The following is a 17864-nucleotide window of genomic DNA, read 5'->3' as shown; positions in this document are numbered from 1 at the left end:
TCGCGGGAGAGGGTCAGGTGCATTTCCGTGAGGCGCACCGAAACCAAGGTGGCCGCCCAACGTGGGCGAAACGCGTCTCAGACGGAAACGGGCCGTAAGATCGAGGGTTCCGAAGTCGAGCGGAAACGCAGCATCGCCGACACCAAATCGCGGTGCCCTGCGAAGGGCTGCAAGACGCCGGTCGCGCGACTGTCTGAGGAAAGTGTGCCGGGAGGCGTGCGGCAAAGCCCATGCCGCAGTCCTTTGGCGCAATATCGACGAGACTCTGCGACGCCGCGCGAACCTACTCGTTCACACAGACGACGGGATAGATCGAGTCCTTCACCTTCGCCGTGGCGTCCGGCACGCTCTCAAGAGCGGCCTTTTCATCCGCGACGTCGAAAGCGACATCATTGGCGTGAAGGAATGCGGTCACCGCGTCGGGGCGGATCGCAAAATTGATGGATTGCGGGATGTCACCGGTTGCATCCGCAACCGCCACGGCATCGAGCTTCGCAGTCACGACGCCGACGACACGTCCTGCCAGATCAACCAGCGGCCCGCCGGAATTTCCCGGCTGAACCGGCGCCGAAATCTGCAGGTAACGCTCATCGTTCATCAGACCGAGCAATGAAGAGACATTGCCGCGGGTGACGTTCAGGGAGTCCGCCAGGATCGAACGCAGCGGGAAACCGAGAGCCAGGATATCCTCGCCGAGGCGGGGCTTCGACGTGGAGATCGCCAGCGGCTCGCCCAGCTTCTTCTCCACATGGATGAGCGCCAGATCGTTTTCCTCGTCGAAGCGGACTTCCGAGGCGCGAACCTCGTCGCCGATCTCCACTGCCTGACATCCGCGCACGACATGGGCGTTGGTCAGCAACCAGCCGTCGTCGGAGACGACGAAGCCCGAGCCCGCCATATCGAAGGCCGGCGTATCCGAACGTGGCGCAAGACCCTGCGCCTGACGCGCCCGTTCCCGCGGCATTTCGAAGAGATGCGAGCGCCGGCCCTCATCCTCCGGAGAGACCATGGCATAGCGCGCCTCGCTGTCGCCACTCCCGCGCTGGCGCGCCAGCATCGACGAAAAGGCGTCCGGCTCGGCCTCGGCGACCAGCGGACCGCGCGGCGAAGCCGCAAACGGCTCGAACATGTTCGAAGCAACGGCGAGATAGGGTTCGACCGTCCGCTCCTGCTCGTCGGTGTAGGAGATGGAGAAACCGCGCAGATCGGGTCCGTCGCCGGCAAAACGCATGAAATAATGGCGACCAGCCTCGATCCCCGAAACGGTGAACCAGCCATCCGCCTTCTGAACGTCGAGCACGCTGCGGCTTTCCGTCGGCTCGCTCAGGGCTTCGAACAGGCCGCCCAGCGTCTGGCCGGTATCGGCGATCCGTACGGTCTCGATCTCGACGCTGCCATCGTTGGCGCGCCAGAGGCTGCCCACCTGGGTGGCCCCGAGATCGGAGACGAGACTCAGCGGCATGACGAGACGCACACCAGTCGCGTCGTCATCGACCAGAGAAACGCCGAGCGAGGACTGAGCGCCGTCCGACAGCTTGATCAGGAGCTGCAGCATGGTTTCGGTGATGACACCATCGGCCCGCATTCCGTGGCGCGCCTGGAAATCGCGAATGGCGCGCAGCGAGGCCGGGCCGATCTGGCCGTCGAAGGAGCCGACATAATCGCCGGTCCACGCGAGGCGGATCTGAAGGCCACGACGGAAGGAAAGGTCGGTCTGGGTGTTGTAGGCGAGTGACAGATCGGCCGACGCGGCTGTGCTAACGTTCGGTTCGATCGAGTCGAGGCCGCGTGCAAGCGCTGCCGGTGAAGCCACCAACACTGCTGCCGCTAAAACCACCCTCGACAAAATCCGCATAACGTCCCCCTGCGACGACGAACTGTTACCTGATAATGCAACCAGGGCAGTTTCGATCCGTCCAGCTTAATCTTTTTTTAAGGTTTCTGCGAGCATTTACCCTTTACCCAAGGGAAGTATCAGACGCGTTCACGTAGCGTTGATCTCGAACCTGTGCTTCGCAGCCGGAGCCGAAACGGCGACACGACAATGCTCGGGCTTTGTTTCCGGGCGATTTCGCGGCGGTTTCGCCATGGGCGTGCTTAGCCCGCCTCCGCCTCTCCCAGTTCGACATCGGTGATGCGCTCGCCGCGCCGTTGCAGTTTCTGGCAGGAGATGCCGAGCTGATCGATGTCGCGTCCGGCCTGGGCGAAATGGCCCTTGAGCGCCGTCACCCGTGCGTCGAGCCGGGCGAGATCCTCGGCAAACAGGCGGACCTCGGCCTGGATACGACCGGCCGAGGCCCTGAGACGCGCATCCTTCAAAACCGTGTGAACGACCTGAATCGAGAGATTGAGGAGCGAGGGCGAGACGATCACGACGCCCGAACGGTAAGCTTTCTGGACGACATCCTCGAAGAATTCGTGCAGGCGCGCGAAAATCGCTTCGGACGGGACGAAAAGAAAGGCCGTGTCCTGGGTTTCGCCGGGGATCAGGTATTTCTCGGCGATCGCCTTGATGTGCACGTCCATGTCCTTGCGCAGGCGCGCGGCCGCGCAAGTCCGCCCTTCCCGTTCGGCATCCTCGAAGGCGGCATAGGCTTCCAGCGGGAATTTTGCATCAATGACCAGGCCGGGCGCTCCGTTCGGCATGTTGATCAGGCAATCGGGTCGCTTGCCGTTCGAAAGCGTGGCCTGGAAGGTGTAGATCGAGGCCGGAAGCGCATCCGCGATGATCGCCTGCATGCGCCCTTCCCCGAAGGCCCCGCGGGTCTGCTTGTTGGCGAGAATGTCCTTGAGCCGGATGACCTCGCCGGTGAGCCCACGGATCTCGCCTTGGGCCCGATCGATGACGGCGAGCCGTTCGGCGAGGACGGACAGGGAAGCTTTGGTTTCCTTGGTGGTCGAAAGGATCGACTGGCCGACGCGGCTGGATAGGCCGTCGAGACGATCCGAGAGCGCCCGCGTGAGATCGGCCTGTCGCGCGCCGAGGATTTCCGCCATGGTCTGCATGCGGCCGGAAATTTCCGCCTGGGATTTCAGCACCTCGTCCAGCCGGGCGGTTTCGGCCTCGGCCTGTTCCAGAAGGCGGAATGCGCGCCGGGCTCGTGCGCCGGCGCCCAGCCAGAGCGCCATCAGCACGAGGCAGGCCAAGGCCAAACAGAGGGCAAGGCCGGAAATCTCGACCCCGGAGATCTCCGCGACCGAACGCGTCAGGAAGGCGGCAATGTTTTCGCTCATCGTGAAACCGATAGCAGGCAAGCGTTAACAACAGGATCAAACAGGGAACAAAAAATGGGAGCCCGCGCAATAAGGAAAAGCAGCGATGATCGCGGACTGGATTGACCGTCTTCCCGCCAGCGACTACCTCAGCAACCATGACGATCAAGCCGCTCATCATCCTTCCGGACCCGCTGCTGCGGGAGAATTCCAGGCCCATCGAGACCGTGGACGAGCGCGTCAAGCGCCTCGCGGACGACATGCTGGAAACCATGTACGACGCGCCGGGAATTGGACTTGCCGCCATTCAGGTCGGCGAGCCGGTGCGCATGCTCGTTCTCGACATTTCGAAGGAGGAAGAGGAGAAGGCGCCGCGCGTCTTCCTGAATCCCGAGATCGTGGCGCAGTCGGATGCCAGCAGCGTCTATGAAGAGGGCTGCCTGTCGATCCCGGACTATTACGCGGAGGTCGAGCGGCCGGCCGAAGTGACCGTCCGCTATCTCGGGCTCGACGGCGAGATGCACGAAGAAGCCGCCAGCGGCCTGTTCTCCACCTGCCTGCAGCACGAGATCGACCATCTGAACGGCGTGCTCTTCATCGACTACATCTCCAAGCTCAAGCGCGACATGGTCATCAAGCGGTTCACCAAGCAGGCCCGCCGGCAGGCGGTGTGACGCCGTGACGCTCAAAATCGTCTTCATGGGGACGCCGGCGTTTTCGGTGCCGACGCTGACGGCCCTCGACGAGGCCGGCCACGACATTGCCGCCGTCTACAGTCAGCCGCCGCGAAAGGCCGGCCGGCGTGGCCTGAAGCTCACCCCCTCCCCCGTGCAGGTCGAGGCGGAGCGGCTGGGCCTTCCCGTTCGCACGCCCGCCAGTTTCAAGGACGAAGCCGAGGTCGAGGCCTTCGCGGCCCTCAAGGCGGATGTGGCCGTGGTCGTGGCCTATGGACTTCTGCTGCGGCAACAGGTGCTCGACGCGCCGCGGTTCGGCTGTCTCAACGGCCATGGCTCGCTGCTGCCGCGCTGGCGGGGGGCCGCGCCGATCCAGCGGGCGATCGAAGCCGGCGACGCGACCACCGGCATGATGGTGATGAAGATGGAGGCCGGGCTCGACACCGGCCCGGTGGCACTGACCGCCGAAACGCCGATCGGCGCGACCGAGACGGCGGGCGAATTGCAGGAGCGGCTGAGCCAGATGTCGGCAACGTTGATGGTCGAAGCGCTCGAACAGCTCGAAGCCGGCACGCTCGCCTTCGAGGATCAGGAGACGATCGGTGCGCGCACCGGCCGCGAACCGCTCTATGCGCGAAAGATCGACAAGGCGGAAACGCAGGTTTCCTGGGACGACGACGCGTTCGCGGTCGCGCGAAAGATCAACGCCTTTTCCCCCTCCCCCGGGGCTTGGACGATGATGCCCTTGTCCGGTACGCCCGAGCGCGTGAAACTCCTGCGCGCGGAGGCGGTCGAGGGTGCCGGCACGGCGGGGACGACGCTGGATGATGCGTTGACCGTGGCCTGCGGTTCCGGCGCGGTCCGCCTTCTGGAGGTACAGCGCGCGGGCGGCAAGCCGATGGACGCAGAGACGCTTCTGCGGGGCATGGCGGTGCCGGCAGGCATTATGTTGGGCAGTGATTAGAGTGCAAAAGCTCGCTTCAGGATTTGGAAAAGCTCTCGGCCGCCGTCTTGATCAAGTTGCAGCGTTTGGCTCAACTTCCCGGGCATCTCTCTTGATGAGCGGCCATAGGTGTTGATCTGAACAAAAGATTTTCCGTCACGCTCAAAGACCGTGTACGTGGCATCAATCTCTTCGTGTAGAGAATTTCTCTCCATTCGCTTTTCTGTAAACCTTCGGACCAGTGTCACTACGAATCTCCTGACTTGATGCCTCGATTTAAGCTTACCATCGAATATGACGGCCGGCCCTATTGCGGCTGGCAGCGGCAGGCGAATGGCCTCTCCGTGCAGGAGGTCATCGAGCGGGCCGTGACCGGCTTCACCGGCGAGACCATCACCCTCTTCGGGGCGGGGCGTACGGATGCCGGGGTTCATGCCACCGGCCAGGTCGCCCATCTGGATCTTACCCGCGACTGGGCCGAAGACACGGTGCGCGATGCGCTGAACGCCCATATGCGCGAGGAGCGCGTCGCGATCATCAAGGCCGAGCGTGTCGGCGATGATTTCGACGCGCGTTTTTCCGCCCGCAAGCGCTGGTATCTCTACCGCATCTTCAATCGGCGCGCGCCGCCGGCCGTGACGCGCGGGCAGGTCTGGTGGGTCTGGAAAGAACTCGATGTGGAAGCGATGCACGAGGCTGCGCAGGCACTCGTCGGCACCCACGACTTCAACACCTTCCGCTCCACCCATTGTCAGGCCAAGAACCCGATCCGCACGCTGGAGGAACTGTCGGTCACAAAGGGACCGGGCGACGAGGTCCATATCACCGCCATGGCCCAATCCTTCCTGCACAACCAGATCCGCTCCTTCGCCGGGACTTTGAAGCTCGTCGGCGAACACCGGTGGTCTAAGGACGACGTGATCGCCGCGCTCGAGGCCCGCGATCGCACCCGCTGCGGCCCCGTCGCGCCGCCGGACGGGCTTTATCTGACGAAGGTCGAATACGGGACTGCGCCGAAGCGCTCGCTTCCGCCCTACGCAGGGTGACGCAGTCGGGGCATTGGCGGGAGCGGATAAGGCAAGGTGGGTGCGGTTGCGGGCGCTTAGTGGTTTCCGGCTGCAAGGTCCGCCAACTGATCCGCGAAGTGAATATGTGCATCAAAAGAATTCTTGATGCACATAAGCGGAATGTGCAGCAATATATTCCTTGATGCATACAACCCGCAGATCGAGGAAAGATGCCGATCCCTGCACACAGCCGTCCGGCCTCGGTCGCCTATCAGGATCTCCTGCGCCTTCATCTCGACGAGAGGGGGTCGGGCGTGATCGGTGCGATCGAGGAACGGCAACGCAACGGCAGGACCTATCTTTACGAGCGCTTCCGGATCGGCACCGAGATGAAGAGCCGGTATCTCGGCGAAGACAAGCCGGAGCTGCGCGCGAGGCTTGAGCGTGCAGAGGCGTTGAAGGCCGAAGCGGAAGATCGACGCAAACGCATGACGCGGCTTGCCAGAACGCTGCGGGCCGAGGGCTTCATCGCAACCGACCGCGAGACCGGCTCGATGCTTCTCGCCTTTTCGCGCGCGGGCCTGTTCCGGCTTGGCGGAACACTTGTGGGAACCTCGGCCTACGGCCTCTATCAGGGCGATCTGGGCGTCCGGATGGACTACGAGGAACTGGCCCAGACCGGCGATGTCGACTTTGCGAGTTTCGAACGCCTTTCCGTCGCTCTCGGCGACAAGATCGAGGAAAACCCCGCCGATATCCTGGCCCTGCTCAAATTCGATCCGGTTCCCGGCATCCACGATCGGCAGGTCTGGCGATGGCGGCAGAGCCATTCCGAAGCCATAGTCGAGTTTCTGACGCCGGCCTTCGGCGATGAAAGCATCAAACCGCTTCCGGCGCTGAGCGTGAGCGCGCAAGGTCTGAACTATCTCAACTATCTGATTGCCGACCCCATCCCCGCAGTAGCGCTCTACCGTTCCGGGGTCCTCGTGCAAATCCCGCGGCCCGAGCGGTTCGCGATCCATAAACTGATCGTCGCCGACCGCCGTCCCGGCGCCGAACAATTGAAGGCCCGGAAGGACCGCGCCCAGGCGGCATATCTCGTCTCCGTCTTGGCCGAAGATCGCCCGGACGAACTCGCGGAAGCCTATGAGGACGCGCGCTCACGCGGGCCCCGCTGGCGGGAGCGGATCGACGCCAGTCTGAAACGCATGCCGGAAACGGCGGAACGCCTTGCCGCTGTGACCGCAAGCTGAAGCTTCGACGCGCGCACAGAAACACTCGGGACATTCCATGATCGACATGTGTCTGCAACAACACGGTTGTGAATCCAACGAAAAAACTGCGTAACTTATTGCTTTCAATAAATATATTTACATTTCGACGTTGGCGCGGCTGTCACCTCTCGACAACAGAACAGGTCAATCGGCCGGTGGGCCCCAGGCGATTATTTCCATTTACCCGCAAATGCTTACGCTGAAAGCAATTCCAGCGGGGGACAACGGAGAGTCGCGTGCGACATCACTCATACCGGAACATCATCCTGACGGCTGCGGCGGCTTTGCCGCTCATCGTGAGTGGTGTCGTCTCGGGGCCGGCTTTCGGCGAGGAGAAGAAGCCCGAAGCGTCCGACCTTCCGGCCTTTCTGACGACAGAGAGCCCCTTCGATCTCTCGGTGACCCTCTCGGGCCTGACCGACTATGTTTCGCTGCGCGGATACTCGCAAACCGCGCGCGATCCGGCGCTGCAGGCCACCGTTGAAGCGTCCTATGGCGACTTTTCCGTCGGCTTCTTCGCGGCGAATGTCCATTTCGGCACGAGCGAACCCAAGATCGAATTCGATCCCTTCGTGGCTTATCGCACATCCTACGAGAACTGGTCGCTCGACCTTACTTATTATTACTACACCTATCAGGACGCGAAGGACTCGGATTATCCCGAATTCTTCCACTCGCTGTCCTACAATTTCGACGATCTGGCGACGGTGACGGGCACCTTTGCCTATGCTTCGGACTATTTCGGGCAGAGCGACACCGGTTATTTCTACAAGGGTGCGGTCTCCGTGCCCCTGCCGAACGACTTCACCTTTTCCGGTTCGGTCGGCTATCAGGACTTCGCCGAAGGCAAGTTCGTGCGCCATTGGGTGTGGGACGCCGGGGTGAGCTATGCCCTTGGAGAGGCGATCACCCTCGACGTGCGCTATCACGACACGGACATCGACGAGGACGTGAACTGCACCGGCGGCGCCTTCCAGTGCGGCGCCACCATCGTTGGCAAGGTGTCGGTTGCCACAAGCCTGAGCGCCATCCGAAAGCGCTTCCAGGATTGACCGCGGAACATGGGCGGTCCGGTGACGGTCGCCCTCAAGATCTTCGGTCTGAAGCGGCCAACGACCTTACACCAGCGTGACACCGGTGACATCCATCACCGCCCCGTAGCTCAGAAGCGAAGCGATGATCATCATCGTGGTGATCGCCACCGCAGCGGCGAGATCCTTGCCCAGCGAGAAGAAGATCAGCCGCATCGTCAGAGCGACGGTGGCGATGGTGACGATCAGGCCGAGAAGCGCGGTGAGTTCGCTGTGCCCGAAGAGGAGCACGATCACCCAATAGGGGGCGACAGCCCAGGCCAGCAGCGCTCCGCCCCAATTGGTCGCCACGACGAGCGGCACGATCTTGCGGGAATAGCCGATTCGGCGAGCGACCAGCATCAGGATGAAGATCGGCAGAAGCCAGGACAAAACGTCTGCGAAGGCATGGGCGCCATAGATGACGATGCCGCTCGTGTCGCCGGCCGGCCCCGCGCGCTCGCGTGTCTCGAAGACAAGCCAGGACAGCGCGATCGGCGGCAGCGAAATGACGATCGCCGAAAAGGAGCGCCAGAACCCGTCGGCGGACAGATCGAGACGATTGAGACCCTCGCCGCGCCCGGCCATCAGCAGGAGGGCGCCGGAGAAGAACCGGATGACCTCGTCGAAACTCGGCACGAAGTCAGGCGACGGTGGCGAACCAGCGGGAGATGAAGGCTTCATAGATCTCAGTCAGTCCTTCCAAATCCGACAAGGCGACCCGCTCATTGACCATGTGCATCGTCTTTCCGACAAGCCCGAATTCGACGACGGGACAATGGTCCTTGATGAAGCGCGCGTCCGACGTTCCCCCTGAGGTCGAGAGTTCCGGACGCCGCCCAGTCACCGATTCAACTGCCTCCACAAGAGCTTCGGTCAAGGGACCCGGTTTGGTCAAGAAGCTAGGTGACGGACGGTCCCGCCAGACGAGGCTGAACGCAGCCGACTCGTGGCCGGGACGAAGCCTGCTATCGGCCGCGGCTCTGCCGACGCGGGCCTGCAATTCCGCCTTGAGGGTTTCGACGGTCCATGTGTCGTTGTAGCGCACGTTGAACCGGATCGAGCAGCGCGCCGGGATCACGTTGACCGACGCATTGCCGACGTCGATCGAGGTGATTTCGAGGTTCGAGGGCTGAAACGCCTGTGTACCTTCGTCCAGAGGTGTCGCCAGCAGCAAATCGGCGATCGCCACCGCTGCGCGCACCGGATTGTCGGCAAGATGCGGATAGGCCACATGGCCCTGGCGGCCATTTACGACAATCTCCCCCGACAAGGAGCCGCGCCGGCCGATCTTGATCATGTCGCCCAGCGCGCCGGGATTGGTGGGCTCGCCCACCAGGCATGCATCGAAGCGCTCTCCCCGCTGCCGCGCCCATTCGAGCAGCTTGACGGTGCCGTTGATGGCCGGCCCCTCCTCGTCGCCGGTGATCAGGAAGGAGATCTGCCCCTTCGGCCCACCGTGCTTCGTCGCATGACGCGCGCATGCCGCAACGAAGGCGGCAATGCCACCCTTCATGTCGACCGCCCCCCGCCCGATCATTTCGCCGTCGACGACCGCGGCAGCGAAGGGGTCGTGGCTCCAATCTCTTGCATCGCCCGGAGGCACGACGTCGGTATGCCCGGCAAAGACCAGATGGGGTCCCTGACTCCCGGCCCTGGCGAACAGATTCTCGATCGGCGGCGTGCCCTCGTCTTCGAAGACAGGACGCTCGACCGCAAATCCCAGAGGTGTCAGCAGCGCTTCGAGACAGGCAAGGGCTCCGCCCTCATCCGGCGTGACAGAAGGGCAACGGATCAGCGCGGCCAGCACCGCCGCCGGATCGGCCGGATCGATTGCGGTGTGCGTGGCGGGCATCGTGGTCTGTTCGTCGGTCATGGCCCGAGCAGATAGACCAGATGATGCGTCGCCGCCACACCGGCGTTCGGCTGATGACGATCCGTTAAGAAATCGCCACGTTCCTCACCTTTCCGCCACGATTGCGCCCCGATCCGGGCGAACAGCGCATGAGGGGATAACGAAGATGCGAGGGGCATCGTGGTCTTTGTCGAAGAGGGTTCGGCGGCATTGCGCCGGGGAGCATCGCTCGCTCTGATTATTGGGCTTTCCGCTCTCGCGGGCTGTCTTGCCGACGGCCCGGGCGGGGCACCGCTCGGGATCGATGTCGCGGGCACGGCCGCTCCGGCGCAGGACGCCGCACCGGAACCGGAGATCTCGTCAGGCGAGATCGCCGAGGCCGATCGGAAAGTCGCCAGCCGCGAGGCCCGGCAATCAGCCGAGACCGGAACCATTTCCGGCAGCGCGGCCATCGACCGGATGATCGAGAGACACGCGCTCGAAAACGAGATTCCGCCCTCGCTCGCCTATGCGGTGGTCCGGGTGGAGAGCCGCTACAATCCGAAGGCACGGGGCCGTGGGGTCTACGGTCTCAGCCAGATCAAGCCAGCCACCGCCCGCAGTCTCGGCTTTTCCGGTTCCGCGAGCGACCTTCTCGATGCCGACACCAACCTCACCTACGGCATGAAGTATCTCAAGGGCGCCTGGGAGAAGAGCGGCCACGACATCTGTGGCACGGCCTTGAAATACAAGGGTGGCCATCGCGCCACTCGCATGACCGCCTCGACGAAGCGCTATTGCTCGGCCGTTCTCGCCCATATGGCCGAGGTGAAGAACCGCCGGCGCATGCCGGAAGCGACCGATTCCGCCCCTCGCCAGGACGAGAGCGCAGAGAAGGCCACCGACACCGTGCGGCTTGCTCACGCCAATGCCGTCAGGTCCGCGGAAGAGGCGCAGATCGGCGAGGCTGCATCGACGCCCGCCGGTGAGGCCATTGCGGGGAAGACCGCTGCGGCCGACATGGCTGACGCGGATACTCCGGCGGCAACGGCTGACTGACCCCGCAAGAGCCCGCTACAGAATCCCGCGCAAGTGATGCGCTCCCTGCCAGGGACGTCCGACGTCCCTCATCGCTCCTGACATGGCCGGTGAATGCCATCATGGTGGGGGGCTGGTATCATAGATGGAAATGGCCGGGCGCGATCCTCGGATCACGTCCGGCCATTTCGCGTAGTGAGAGGCAAGCCCAGACCATGCAGCCGGTCAGCTGACGATCCGGATCCGCTTCACCTGCTCGGCAATGTCCTGAAAGACACTGGTCAATTCGGACGCAGTGGTCACGGGGAAATAATGCCCGTCATCCGTCGCGCAGGCCTTCAGAAGCGCCTCGTTGCCGTCGATCAGGCGGATGGTGAAAAGTTCGAGAGCACTGCCGTCGTTGGCGGTCATCGCCTTGGCGTTGGAGCAGGCGAGACTCGTCCGCGCATTGATCTGGGCGGAATTGCTGGAGCCATGCCAGCGGTTCTGCGTGTTGTTGCCGTCGGTCAGAACGATCATGATCCGTTTCGCCCGGCTCTCGGTGCTCGCGCCGGCCAACGGATAGGTTCCGGTCAACGCCTCCATGCCCCACTGGACACCGATCGTGATGTTGGTGTTGCCCGAGGGCTGCATCAGATCGACCTTGGTCTTCATGGCCGCAAGATTGGTGGTGAGCGGCTGAACCGGGAGCAGCGTATTGATGGCGCAATTGGACTTCGGATAGAGCGTGTCCGGGGTCCCGTTCTGCGGCGGGTCGTTCTGAACGTCGTAGGGCTGGGTGCGGTCGACGATGCACCCGGACCAGGTCTCGCTCTCCTGCAGGATCAGGTCGTTATTGGCGCTGGTATTGGTGTTGTCCTTGGCGGCGACGGCCGTCCCGACAGCGATCGGCATGGCAGCAGAGTAGATACGCGTCGGAGAACCAACCTTCTCCCACTTGCAGTTCCACCCCCAGCACCTCCAGTCCATGTTCCAGCGGTCGACGACGAAGTTCGCGCCGCTCTGATAGGCGCTGTAATAGTGGTAGGTGCAGCCCCAGCCACAGACACCCCAGTCTTCGCTCGTGTCGAAAACGAAGCCGTTACGGTTCGGGCGACAGGCTTGAACGTCCAGCCAATCGGCGTTGAAGAGCCTGGAGCAGTCGACCACGGGGTCCGTCACCGCCTGAGCCGCCACACAGGCGGCCTTGTCTGTCGGGTCGGAAATGGTCGTGCAGTCGGTCGTGGCATAGGGATTGGCAACGTCGCCCGCATAGGTCGCCATCGTGACCGTATCGAGCTTCACCTGCGTATCGAAGGGGATCAGCGCGACCTGAACCGTGGCGTCGCCCGTGTTGAAACTGTCGAGGAACAGCTTCACCGCCGCCTTGAGCTCCGTCATCCGGTTGTCCCAGGCCATGGAGCCCGAGGAGTCCAGAACCAGCGCGATGTCCAGCGGAATGTTGGCATGGGCCGAGACCGCTTCCACCGCCATGTCGAGCGACGAGACGCTCATCAGGTTCAGGAACGGCGTCTCGACGCTGAAGTCAACATTGTAGTGGTACTGATTGTTGACGATGGTCACATTCGTCCCGGAGGTATCGATCGTGACGTCGTCGCTGACATTGGCCGCGAAATACATGTCGGCGAGACGCTCGCGCTCGGCGGCGTCCGTCCCGACATATTTCGCGGCGACCAGAACGGCCGCATCGGCCGCCGCCTGGACCTCCGCCTTGGTGCGCCAGGCATTGGAATAGTCCACGCCGCCGCCGATCACCAGCACGAGCGGGATCGCGGCCAGACCTGCCATGATGGCAAAATTGCCGCCACGATCGGCTTTGAAAGCCGCCATTCTTCGACGCAGCGATGCGCCGATCCGTCGGCCGGACACTTGTTCAAGCCACATGCGCAATCCTCCGTCGATCCATCGAATCGCATGAGAAACTGCACCCAGAGGCTTAAGACCCGGTATCGGGGAACGCTAAAAACCCTTCCAATCGCCCTTGGCCGCAAAGGAATGTCGCGGGAGGGTTAATGGAAGCGGCGCAAGGGAAGGTCTCCGGCTCTCGGCATGGCGGCCGCCAACCTCGGAGCGTCGTGCCTGCCCTCGAACCTATTTCGACAAGCGCCGGTGATTGGATTTCAGCTTGGTGGTGAAGGGCTTCAATCCCGCTGCGACTACGGCATCGACGTCGTTGGTACTGCGGTGACGTCCGGAGACCGCCGCGAGCGCGACCTCCCCGGCCGCAAGCGTCAGGGCATTGTTCATCGCGATGATCGCTTCGCCGGTCGCCTCGACCTTCTCGCTGACCATTTCCATGGCTTCGCGCTTGTCCTTCATGGTGGGCGCCGTGGCGAACGCGAACCACATTCGGGTAACGCGCGTCCCGATCACAAACGGCGACAGGGCGGCGAGCGTCGCCATTTCCGCTGCGGTTTTCGGCGCGCCATAGGGAAAGATGGGATCTGGTCTGCGGGGGGATTTCATCGGTTTCAAGTCCTTCGAGATTTAGGGAGAAACGCCCGAACCTCGGAATCGTCACGCCTGTTGTCGGAATTATTTCGCATCGCACAATCCCTGACAAGTCAGCCGATCGTATGCTCGGCAGATCCCGGGGCAGTCGAAATCGGAGCGGGCGCGATGGATTTCGTGCCGGTCAGGATCAGGTCCGCCGTCTCGAGACCCCCGGACTTCGCCGAGGAAGCGACGTCGGTGTGCACCGGAGCATGTCCGGGCATGGAAACACGAACGGATTTACGCTTGAACGAGCGGCCGTTTGCCGCTATCAGGGCGCCGTCGTCGGACGCAGCATGCGTCGCGGCCTGTCGTGCCCCAATAGCTCAGTCGGTAGAGCAACGCATTCGTAATGCGTAGGTCGCTGGTTCAAGTCCGGCTTGGGGCACCACTTTTCTTTGGACCGGTCCGGCGTTTTGACCCTGTCAGGAGGAGTCCGCTGCTTTCGCTGCGAACGGCCATTCGCTACCGGTCACTGCGGTTCTCGGGCGCCGCGATAATCCAGAAAGCTGTCGACGCGCGCCATGCACAATCGAACCTGCGATTGTTCACTTACCGGACCGTATTCTTTACCCTTGCGTCCCACGGATTACCGAACAGCTCCGTTTTTTGAGTCTCCGCGCGATCCGTGCCAGCCACAGGCAGTCCGGATGGACTTAGGCGAGATCAACATCTTTTGGTTGATTATTCCCCGAAATATGCGATCATAGGTTATTTCTCGGGTTGTTCGAGCCGACAAAGCTCGCTGTCCTCTGCGTAACGTCAACGCGTTCACATACACCGTGATTACCAGGCGCGGTCAGAAATCTTCGCGCACAATGTTCGTGTCGGCACTACCACGGCCGTCCGTCCAGGCGACACCGCGCAAAAATCTGTGCTGCAATACGTCTTTAAATTGAATTTTGAGGAGTTGCCTCCCCTATCAGGTAGCTCTGTACAGGGAGAGAGAAGATGCCCACTGGAACGAATGGCGACGACATCATCTTTGGGTTAGGCCCCGGCAACAATATATACGATATGCTGGCCGGAAACGATCGTACCATTCTGACGATCGACACTGGCGGAACTAGTATTGTCTATGGAGGCAGCGGTATCGACGCCGTTGAATATTTCGGGTCGAGCTTCTCGCTCACGGCAAGCCTCCTGACCAATTCGGCGACTTACGGTTCGGCCACGCATTATTATTTCAGCATCGAAAACCTGATTGGCGGTATCGCCAACGACCAGATCACCGGCAACAACGGCGCCAATCAGCTCGAAGGAAATCGCGGTATCGACACTATCCGTGGTGAGGGCGGCGACGACATCATCTATGGCGACAATATCGTCAATGGTGACGACCGGATCGATGACGGCGGCGATTTCCTCTACAGCGACGACGGCAATGATCACGTCTATGGCCAGAGCGGCAACGACCAGATCTTCGGCGGCTCCGGCCAAGATCATCTTGAAGGCGGCCTTGGCGTCGACACGATCTATGGCGGGACGGGCGACGACACCATCTATGGCGGCAGTGCGGCGAACAACGGGGCGAACCTCGGCGACTTCCCGGACGGGCAGGACACCATCTTTGGCGGCGATGGCAACGACACCATCTATGGCAACCAGAGCAACGATTTCCTCTACGGCGAAAACGGCGACGACAAGCTGATCGGTGGCCGCCAGAGCGACGTGCTCGAAGGCGGCGAAGGCAATGACGAATTGCTCGGCGACGGCGAGGATCAATTCGGCACGCCTGCCGACGACCCAGCTGCCAACGACACGCTTTCAGGTGGCAACGGAAACGACGAGCTCTATGGTCATGGTGGCGACGACCAGCTCTATGGCGGTGCGGATAACGACATTCTGAGAGGTGGTGCCGGAGCCGACCGCATCGACGGGGGCACCGGATACGACCAGGCAAACTACGAAGGCTCGACCTCCGGGGTCGCGGTAGATCTTCGCAATGGCAATGCTTTCGGGGGCGACGCGGAAGGGGACTTCGTCACCGGAATCGAAGCCCTGGTCGGCTCATCCTATTTCGATACGCTTCTCGGAGACGGGGCTGCAAACATCCTGCGGGGCGAAAATGGCTGGGACTATCTGCGCGGATTTGCCGGAAACGATGACTTGCGTGGTGGAAACGGCAACGACACGCTGCTCGGCGAAGTCGGCTTCGATCTCCTGAACGGTGGAGCCGGCAACGACCAACTGAGCGGCGGGGTGAACGGCGACACCTTTATCTTTGCCAACGGCTTCGGCAACGATGTCATCACCGATTTCGAGGCACTGAACAATCTCGAGAAAATCGACCTCTCCGCGGTGAGCAACATCACCGGCTTCGCCGATCTGGCGGCCAACCACCTGACCCAGGTCGGCGCCAACGCAGTGATCACTGACGGTGCCAACACGATTACGCTGAACAACGTCAGTATCGCCGATCTCGACGCCAACGACTTCATCTTCTGACGAGACGAGACGGTGCGGCGCGCGCTCTGGCAACCGTGACGGGCAATGCGTCATGCAACGCCCGCAAGACGAGCCGAGACTTGCTCGGGCGATGCGAAATCGTGTGCGAACTCACTTGGCAGACAAACCAAAGGCAATCGCTTGATCGCGAAGCCCGGTGGTCTGCCAAGTCCCCAAATCGGCAGTGCTTGCCCTCAATCCGTGATGCCCGGCAGGTCGAGCTGTTTCTCCCGGGCGCAGTCGAGCGCGATGTCATAGCCGGCATCGGCGTGGCGCATCACGCCAGTGGCGGGGTCGTTCCAGAGAACGCGGCCGACACGAGCCGCCGCATCCTCCGTGCCGTCGCAGACGACGACCATGCCGGAGTGCTGGGAAAAGCCCATGCCGACGCCGCCACCATGGTGGAGCGACACCCAGGTCGCGCCGGAAGCGGTATTGAGAAGCGCATTGAGGAGCGGCCAGTCGGAAACGGCGTCCGAGCCGTCCTTCATCGCCTCGGTCTCGCGGTTCGGCGAAGCGACGGAGCCTGAATCCAGATGATCGCGGCCGATAACCACCGGCGCCTTCAACTCACCCTTCGCGACCATCTCGTTGAAGGCAAGGCCGAGGCGATGACGATCACCGAGGCCGACCCAGCAGATGCGCGCGGGAAGGCCCTGAAACGAAATCCGCTCCTTCGCCATGTCGAGCCAGCGATGGAGATGGGCGTCGTCAGGCATCAGCTCCTTCACCTTCTCGTCGGTGCGGTAGATGTCCTCCGGATCGCCGGAAAGCGCCGCCCAGCGGAAGGGGCCGACACCCCGGCAGAAGAGCGGTCGGATATAGGCCGGCACGAAGCCCGGAAAGGCGAAGGCGTCCTCGACGCCCTCTTCCAGTGCCACCTGGCGGATATTGTTGCCGTAGTCGACGGTCGGGACGCCAGCGCGATAGAGATCGAGCATCGCTCTCACATGGACCGCCATCGAGGCCTTGGCGGCTTTCGCCACAGCCTTCGGATCGCGCTCGCGCTTCTCCTCCCATTCGGCGAGCGACCAGCCGGCAGGCAGATAGCCATTGACCGGGTCATGGGCGGATGTCTGGTCGGTCAGAATGTCGGGATGAACCCCGCGCTTGACGAGTTCCGGCAGGATCTCGGCCATATTGCCGAGAAGCGCGACGGAGACCGGCTTCTTCTCGGCCGTCGCCTTCTCGATGATCTGAAGTGCGTCGTCGATATCCTTGGCCTGGACGTCCACATAGCGAGTCTTCAGACGGAACTCGATCGAGGACGGGCGGCATTCGACGGCAAGACAGGAGGCGCCCGCCATGGTGGCGGCCAGCGTCTGCGCCCCCCCCATCCCGCCGAGGCCGGCGGTCAGGATCCATTTGCCGGAAAGGTCGCCCGAAAAATGCTGGCGGCCCATTTCGACAAAGGTCTCGTAGGTGCCCTGCACGATGCCTTGGGAGCCGATATAGATCCACGATCCGGCCGTCATCTGGCCGTACATGGCGAGACCCTTCTTATCGAGCTCGTGAAAATGATCCCAGTTCGCCCAGTGCGGCACGAGATTGGAATTGGCGATCAGGACCCGCGGCGCGTCCTTGTGCGTCTTGAACACGCCGACCGGCTTGCCGGACTGCACGAGCAGGGTCTCGTCGTTCTCGAGCCGCCTCAAGGTCGAGACGATCCGGTCGAAACTCTCCCAATCCCGCGCCGCCCGGCCGATGCCGCCATACACGACGAGCTCGCCGGGCTTCTCGGCGACACCCGGATCGAGATTGTTCATCAGCATGCGCATCGGCGCCTCGGTCAGCCAGCTCTTGGCGGAGAGGTGCGGCCCGTGGGGCGCGCGGATGGTGCGGGTGTTGTCGAGGCGGTTCATGGGTGGGG

Annotated in this window: 15 protein-coding genes and 1 tRNA gene; 8 read left to right on the top strand and 8 right to left on the bottom strand. The window is 62.5% G+C overall.

What is annotated here, in order from left to right:
* Window positions 1–283: 283 nt before the first annotated feature.
* Window positions 284–1813, bottom strand: coding sequence for a trypsin-like peptidase domain-containing protein (locus MF134_RS10750; protein ID WP_255339453.1), 1530 nt, complete (start codon window positions 1811–1813; stop codon window positions 284–286).
* Window positions 1814–2097: 284 nt separating this feature from the next.
* A complete protein-coding gene (locus MF134_RS10745) occupies window positions 2098–3234 on the bottom strand; it encodes a DNA recombination protein RmuC (protein WP_255339452.1) in 1137 nt (378 codons plus the stop codon).
* Between the two features lie 137 nt (window positions 3235–3371).
* Here MF134_RS10745 and def point away from each other — a divergent pair, with 137 nt between their 5' ends.
* From def to MF134_RS10720, 5 genes are all read left to right on the top strand, one after another.
* On the top strand, window positions 3372–3887 hold the full coding sequence (gene def, locus MF134_RS10740; protein WP_255339451.1) for a peptide deformylase: 516 nt from the start codon (window positions 3372–3374) through the stop codon (window positions 3885–3887).
* Between the two features lie 4 nt (window positions 3888–3891).
* Window positions 3892–4851, top strand: a complete 960-nt coding sequence (gene fmt, locus MF134_RS10735) for a methionyl-tRNA formyltransferase (RefSeq protein WP_255339450.1) — start codon at window positions 3892–3894, stop codon at window positions 4849–4851.
* 245 nt (window positions 4852–5096) lie between these two features.
* On the top strand, window positions 5097–5876 hold the full coding sequence (gene truA, locus MF134_RS10730; protein ID WP_255339449.1) for a tRNA pseudouridine(38-40) synthase TruA: 780 nt from the start codon (window positions 5097–5099) through the stop codon (window positions 5874–5876).
* Window positions 5877–6067: 191 nt separating this feature from the next.
* A complete protein-coding gene (locus MF134_RS10725) occupies window positions 6068–7090 on the top strand; it encodes a nucleotidyltransferase family protein (RefSeq protein WP_255339448.1) in 1023 nt (340 codons plus the stop codon).
* A gap of 257 nt (window positions 7091–7347) precedes the next feature.
* Window positions 7348–8163 (top strand): TorF family putative porin, encoded by an 816-nt coding sequence (locus MF134_RS10720; RefSeq protein WP_255339447.1) that lies wholly within the window; start codon window positions 7348–7350, stop codon window positions 8161–8163.
* A 66-nt stretch (window positions 8164–8229) separates the two neighbouring features.
* On the opposite strand, the gene MF134_RS10715 is transcribed toward MF134_RS10720, so the two are convergent.
* Together MF134_RS10715 and dapE are read right to left on the bottom strand one after the other, a co-directional pair.
* The gene (locus tag MF134_RS10715; RefSeq protein WP_255339446.1) at window positions 8230–8820 is read right to left on the bottom strand and encodes a hypothetical protein; all 591 of its coding nucleotides are present in this window, start codon (window positions 8818–8820) and stop codon (window positions 8230–8232) included.
* 4 nt (window positions 8821–8824) lie between these two features.
* A complete protein-coding gene (gene dapE / locus MF134_RS10710) occupies window positions 8825–10036 on the bottom strand; it encodes a succinyl-diaminopimelate desuccinylase (protein ID WP_304363721.1) in 1212 nt (403 codons plus the stop codon).
* Between the two features lie 180 nt (window positions 10037–10216).
* On the opposite strand from dapE, the gene MF134_RS10705 reads away from it, so the two are divergent.
* Window positions 10217–11074, top strand: coding sequence for a lytic transglycosylase domain-containing protein (locus tag MF134_RS10705; RefSeq protein WP_255339445.1), 858 nt, complete (start codon window positions 10217–10219; stop codon window positions 11072–11074).
* A 204-nt stretch (window positions 11075–11278) separates the two neighbouring features.
* On the opposite strand, the gene MF134_RS10700 is transcribed toward MF134_RS10705, so the two are convergent.
* From MF134_RS10700 to MF134_RS10690, 3 genes are all read right to left on the bottom strand, one after another.
* On the bottom strand, window positions 11279–12937 hold the full coding sequence (locus MF134_RS10700; protein ID WP_255339444.1) for a VWA domain-containing protein: 1659 nt from the start codon (window positions 12935–12937) through the stop codon (window positions 11279–11281).
* Window positions 12938–13144: 207 nt separating this feature from the next.
* Window positions 13145–13456 (bottom strand): hypothetical protein, encoded by a 312-nt coding sequence (locus MF134_RS10695; protein WP_255339443.1) that lies wholly within the window; start codon window positions 13454–13456, stop codon window positions 13145–13147.
* Between the two features lie 161 nt (window positions 13457–13617).
* Entirely contained in the window at window positions 13618–13752 is a 135-nt protein-coding gene (locus MF134_RS10690) for a hypothetical protein (protein WP_255339442.1), read from the bottom strand.
* A 109-nt stretch (window positions 13753–13861) separates the two neighbouring features.
* Between MF134_RS10690 and MF134_RS10685 the strand changes: the two genes are divergently transcribed.
* Both MF134_RS10685 and MF134_RS10680 read left to right on the top strand, forming a co-directional pair.
* Window positions 13862–13937 (top strand) — tRNA-Thr (locus tag MF134_RS10685).
* Window positions 13938–14497: 560 nt separating this feature from the next.
* Window positions 14498–15994: a calcium-binding protein gene (locus MF134_RS10680; RefSeq protein ID WP_255339441.1), complete on the top strand. Its 1497-nt coding sequence runs from the start codon at window positions 14498–14500 to the stop codon at window positions 15992–15994.
* Between the two features lie 194 nt (window positions 15995–16188).
* Here MF134_RS10680 and hutU read toward each other — a convergent pair whose 3' ends face one another.
* Window positions 16189–17856 carry a urocanate hydratase gene (hutU, locus tag MF134_RS10675; protein ID WP_255339440.1) on the bottom strand — a complete coding sequence of 556 codons (1668 nt, stop codon included), beginning with the start codon at window positions 17854–17856 and terminating at the stop codon, window positions 16189–16191.
* Between the last annotated feature and the right edge of the window lie 8 nt (window positions 17857–17864).

Source organism: Jiella marina, from assembly GCF_024359545.1.
Classification (GTDB): Bacteria; Pseudomonadota; Alphaproteobacteria; order Rhizobiales; family Rhizobiaceae; genus Jiella.
This window is presented reverse-complemented; position numbering and strand designations above follow the sequence as displayed.

Bases quoted from the DNA above. Each gene is read 5' to 3' on its own strand.
- MF134_RS10680 (WP_255339441.1), top strand. From the start codon at position 14,498: ATGCCCACTGGAACGAATGGCGACGACATCATCTTTGGGTTAGGCCCC.
- def (WP_255339451.1), top strand. From the start codon at position 3,372: ATGACGATCAAGCCGCTCATCATCCTTCCGGACCCGCTGCTGCGGGAG.
- MF134_RS10725 (WP_255339448.1), top strand. From the start codon at position 6,068: ATGCCGATCCCTGCACACAGCCGTCCGGCCTCGGTCGCCTATCAGGAT.
- dapE (WP_304363721.1), bottom strand. From the start codon at position 10,036: ATGCCCGCCACGCACACCGCAATCGATCCGGCCGATCCGGCGGCGGTG.
- hutU (WP_255339440.1), bottom strand. From the start codon at position 17,856: ATGAACCGCCTCGACAACACCCGCACCATCCGCGCGCCCCACGGGCCG.
- MF134_RS10700 (WP_255339444.1), bottom strand. From the start codon at position 12,937: ATGTGGCTTGAACAAGTGTCCGGCCGACGGATCGGCGCATCGCTGCGT.
- MF134_RS10745 (WP_255339452.1), bottom strand. From the start codon at position 3,234: ATGAGCGAAAACATTGCCGCCTTCCTGACGCGTTCGGTCGCGGAGATC.
- truA (WP_255339449.1), top strand. From the start codon at position 5,097: ATGCCTCGATTTAAGCTTACCATCGAATATGACGGCCGGCCCTATTGC.
- MF134_RS10695 (WP_255339443.1), bottom strand. From the start codon at position 13,456: ATGGCGACGCTCGCCGCCCTGTCGCCGTTTGTGATCGGGACGCGCGTT.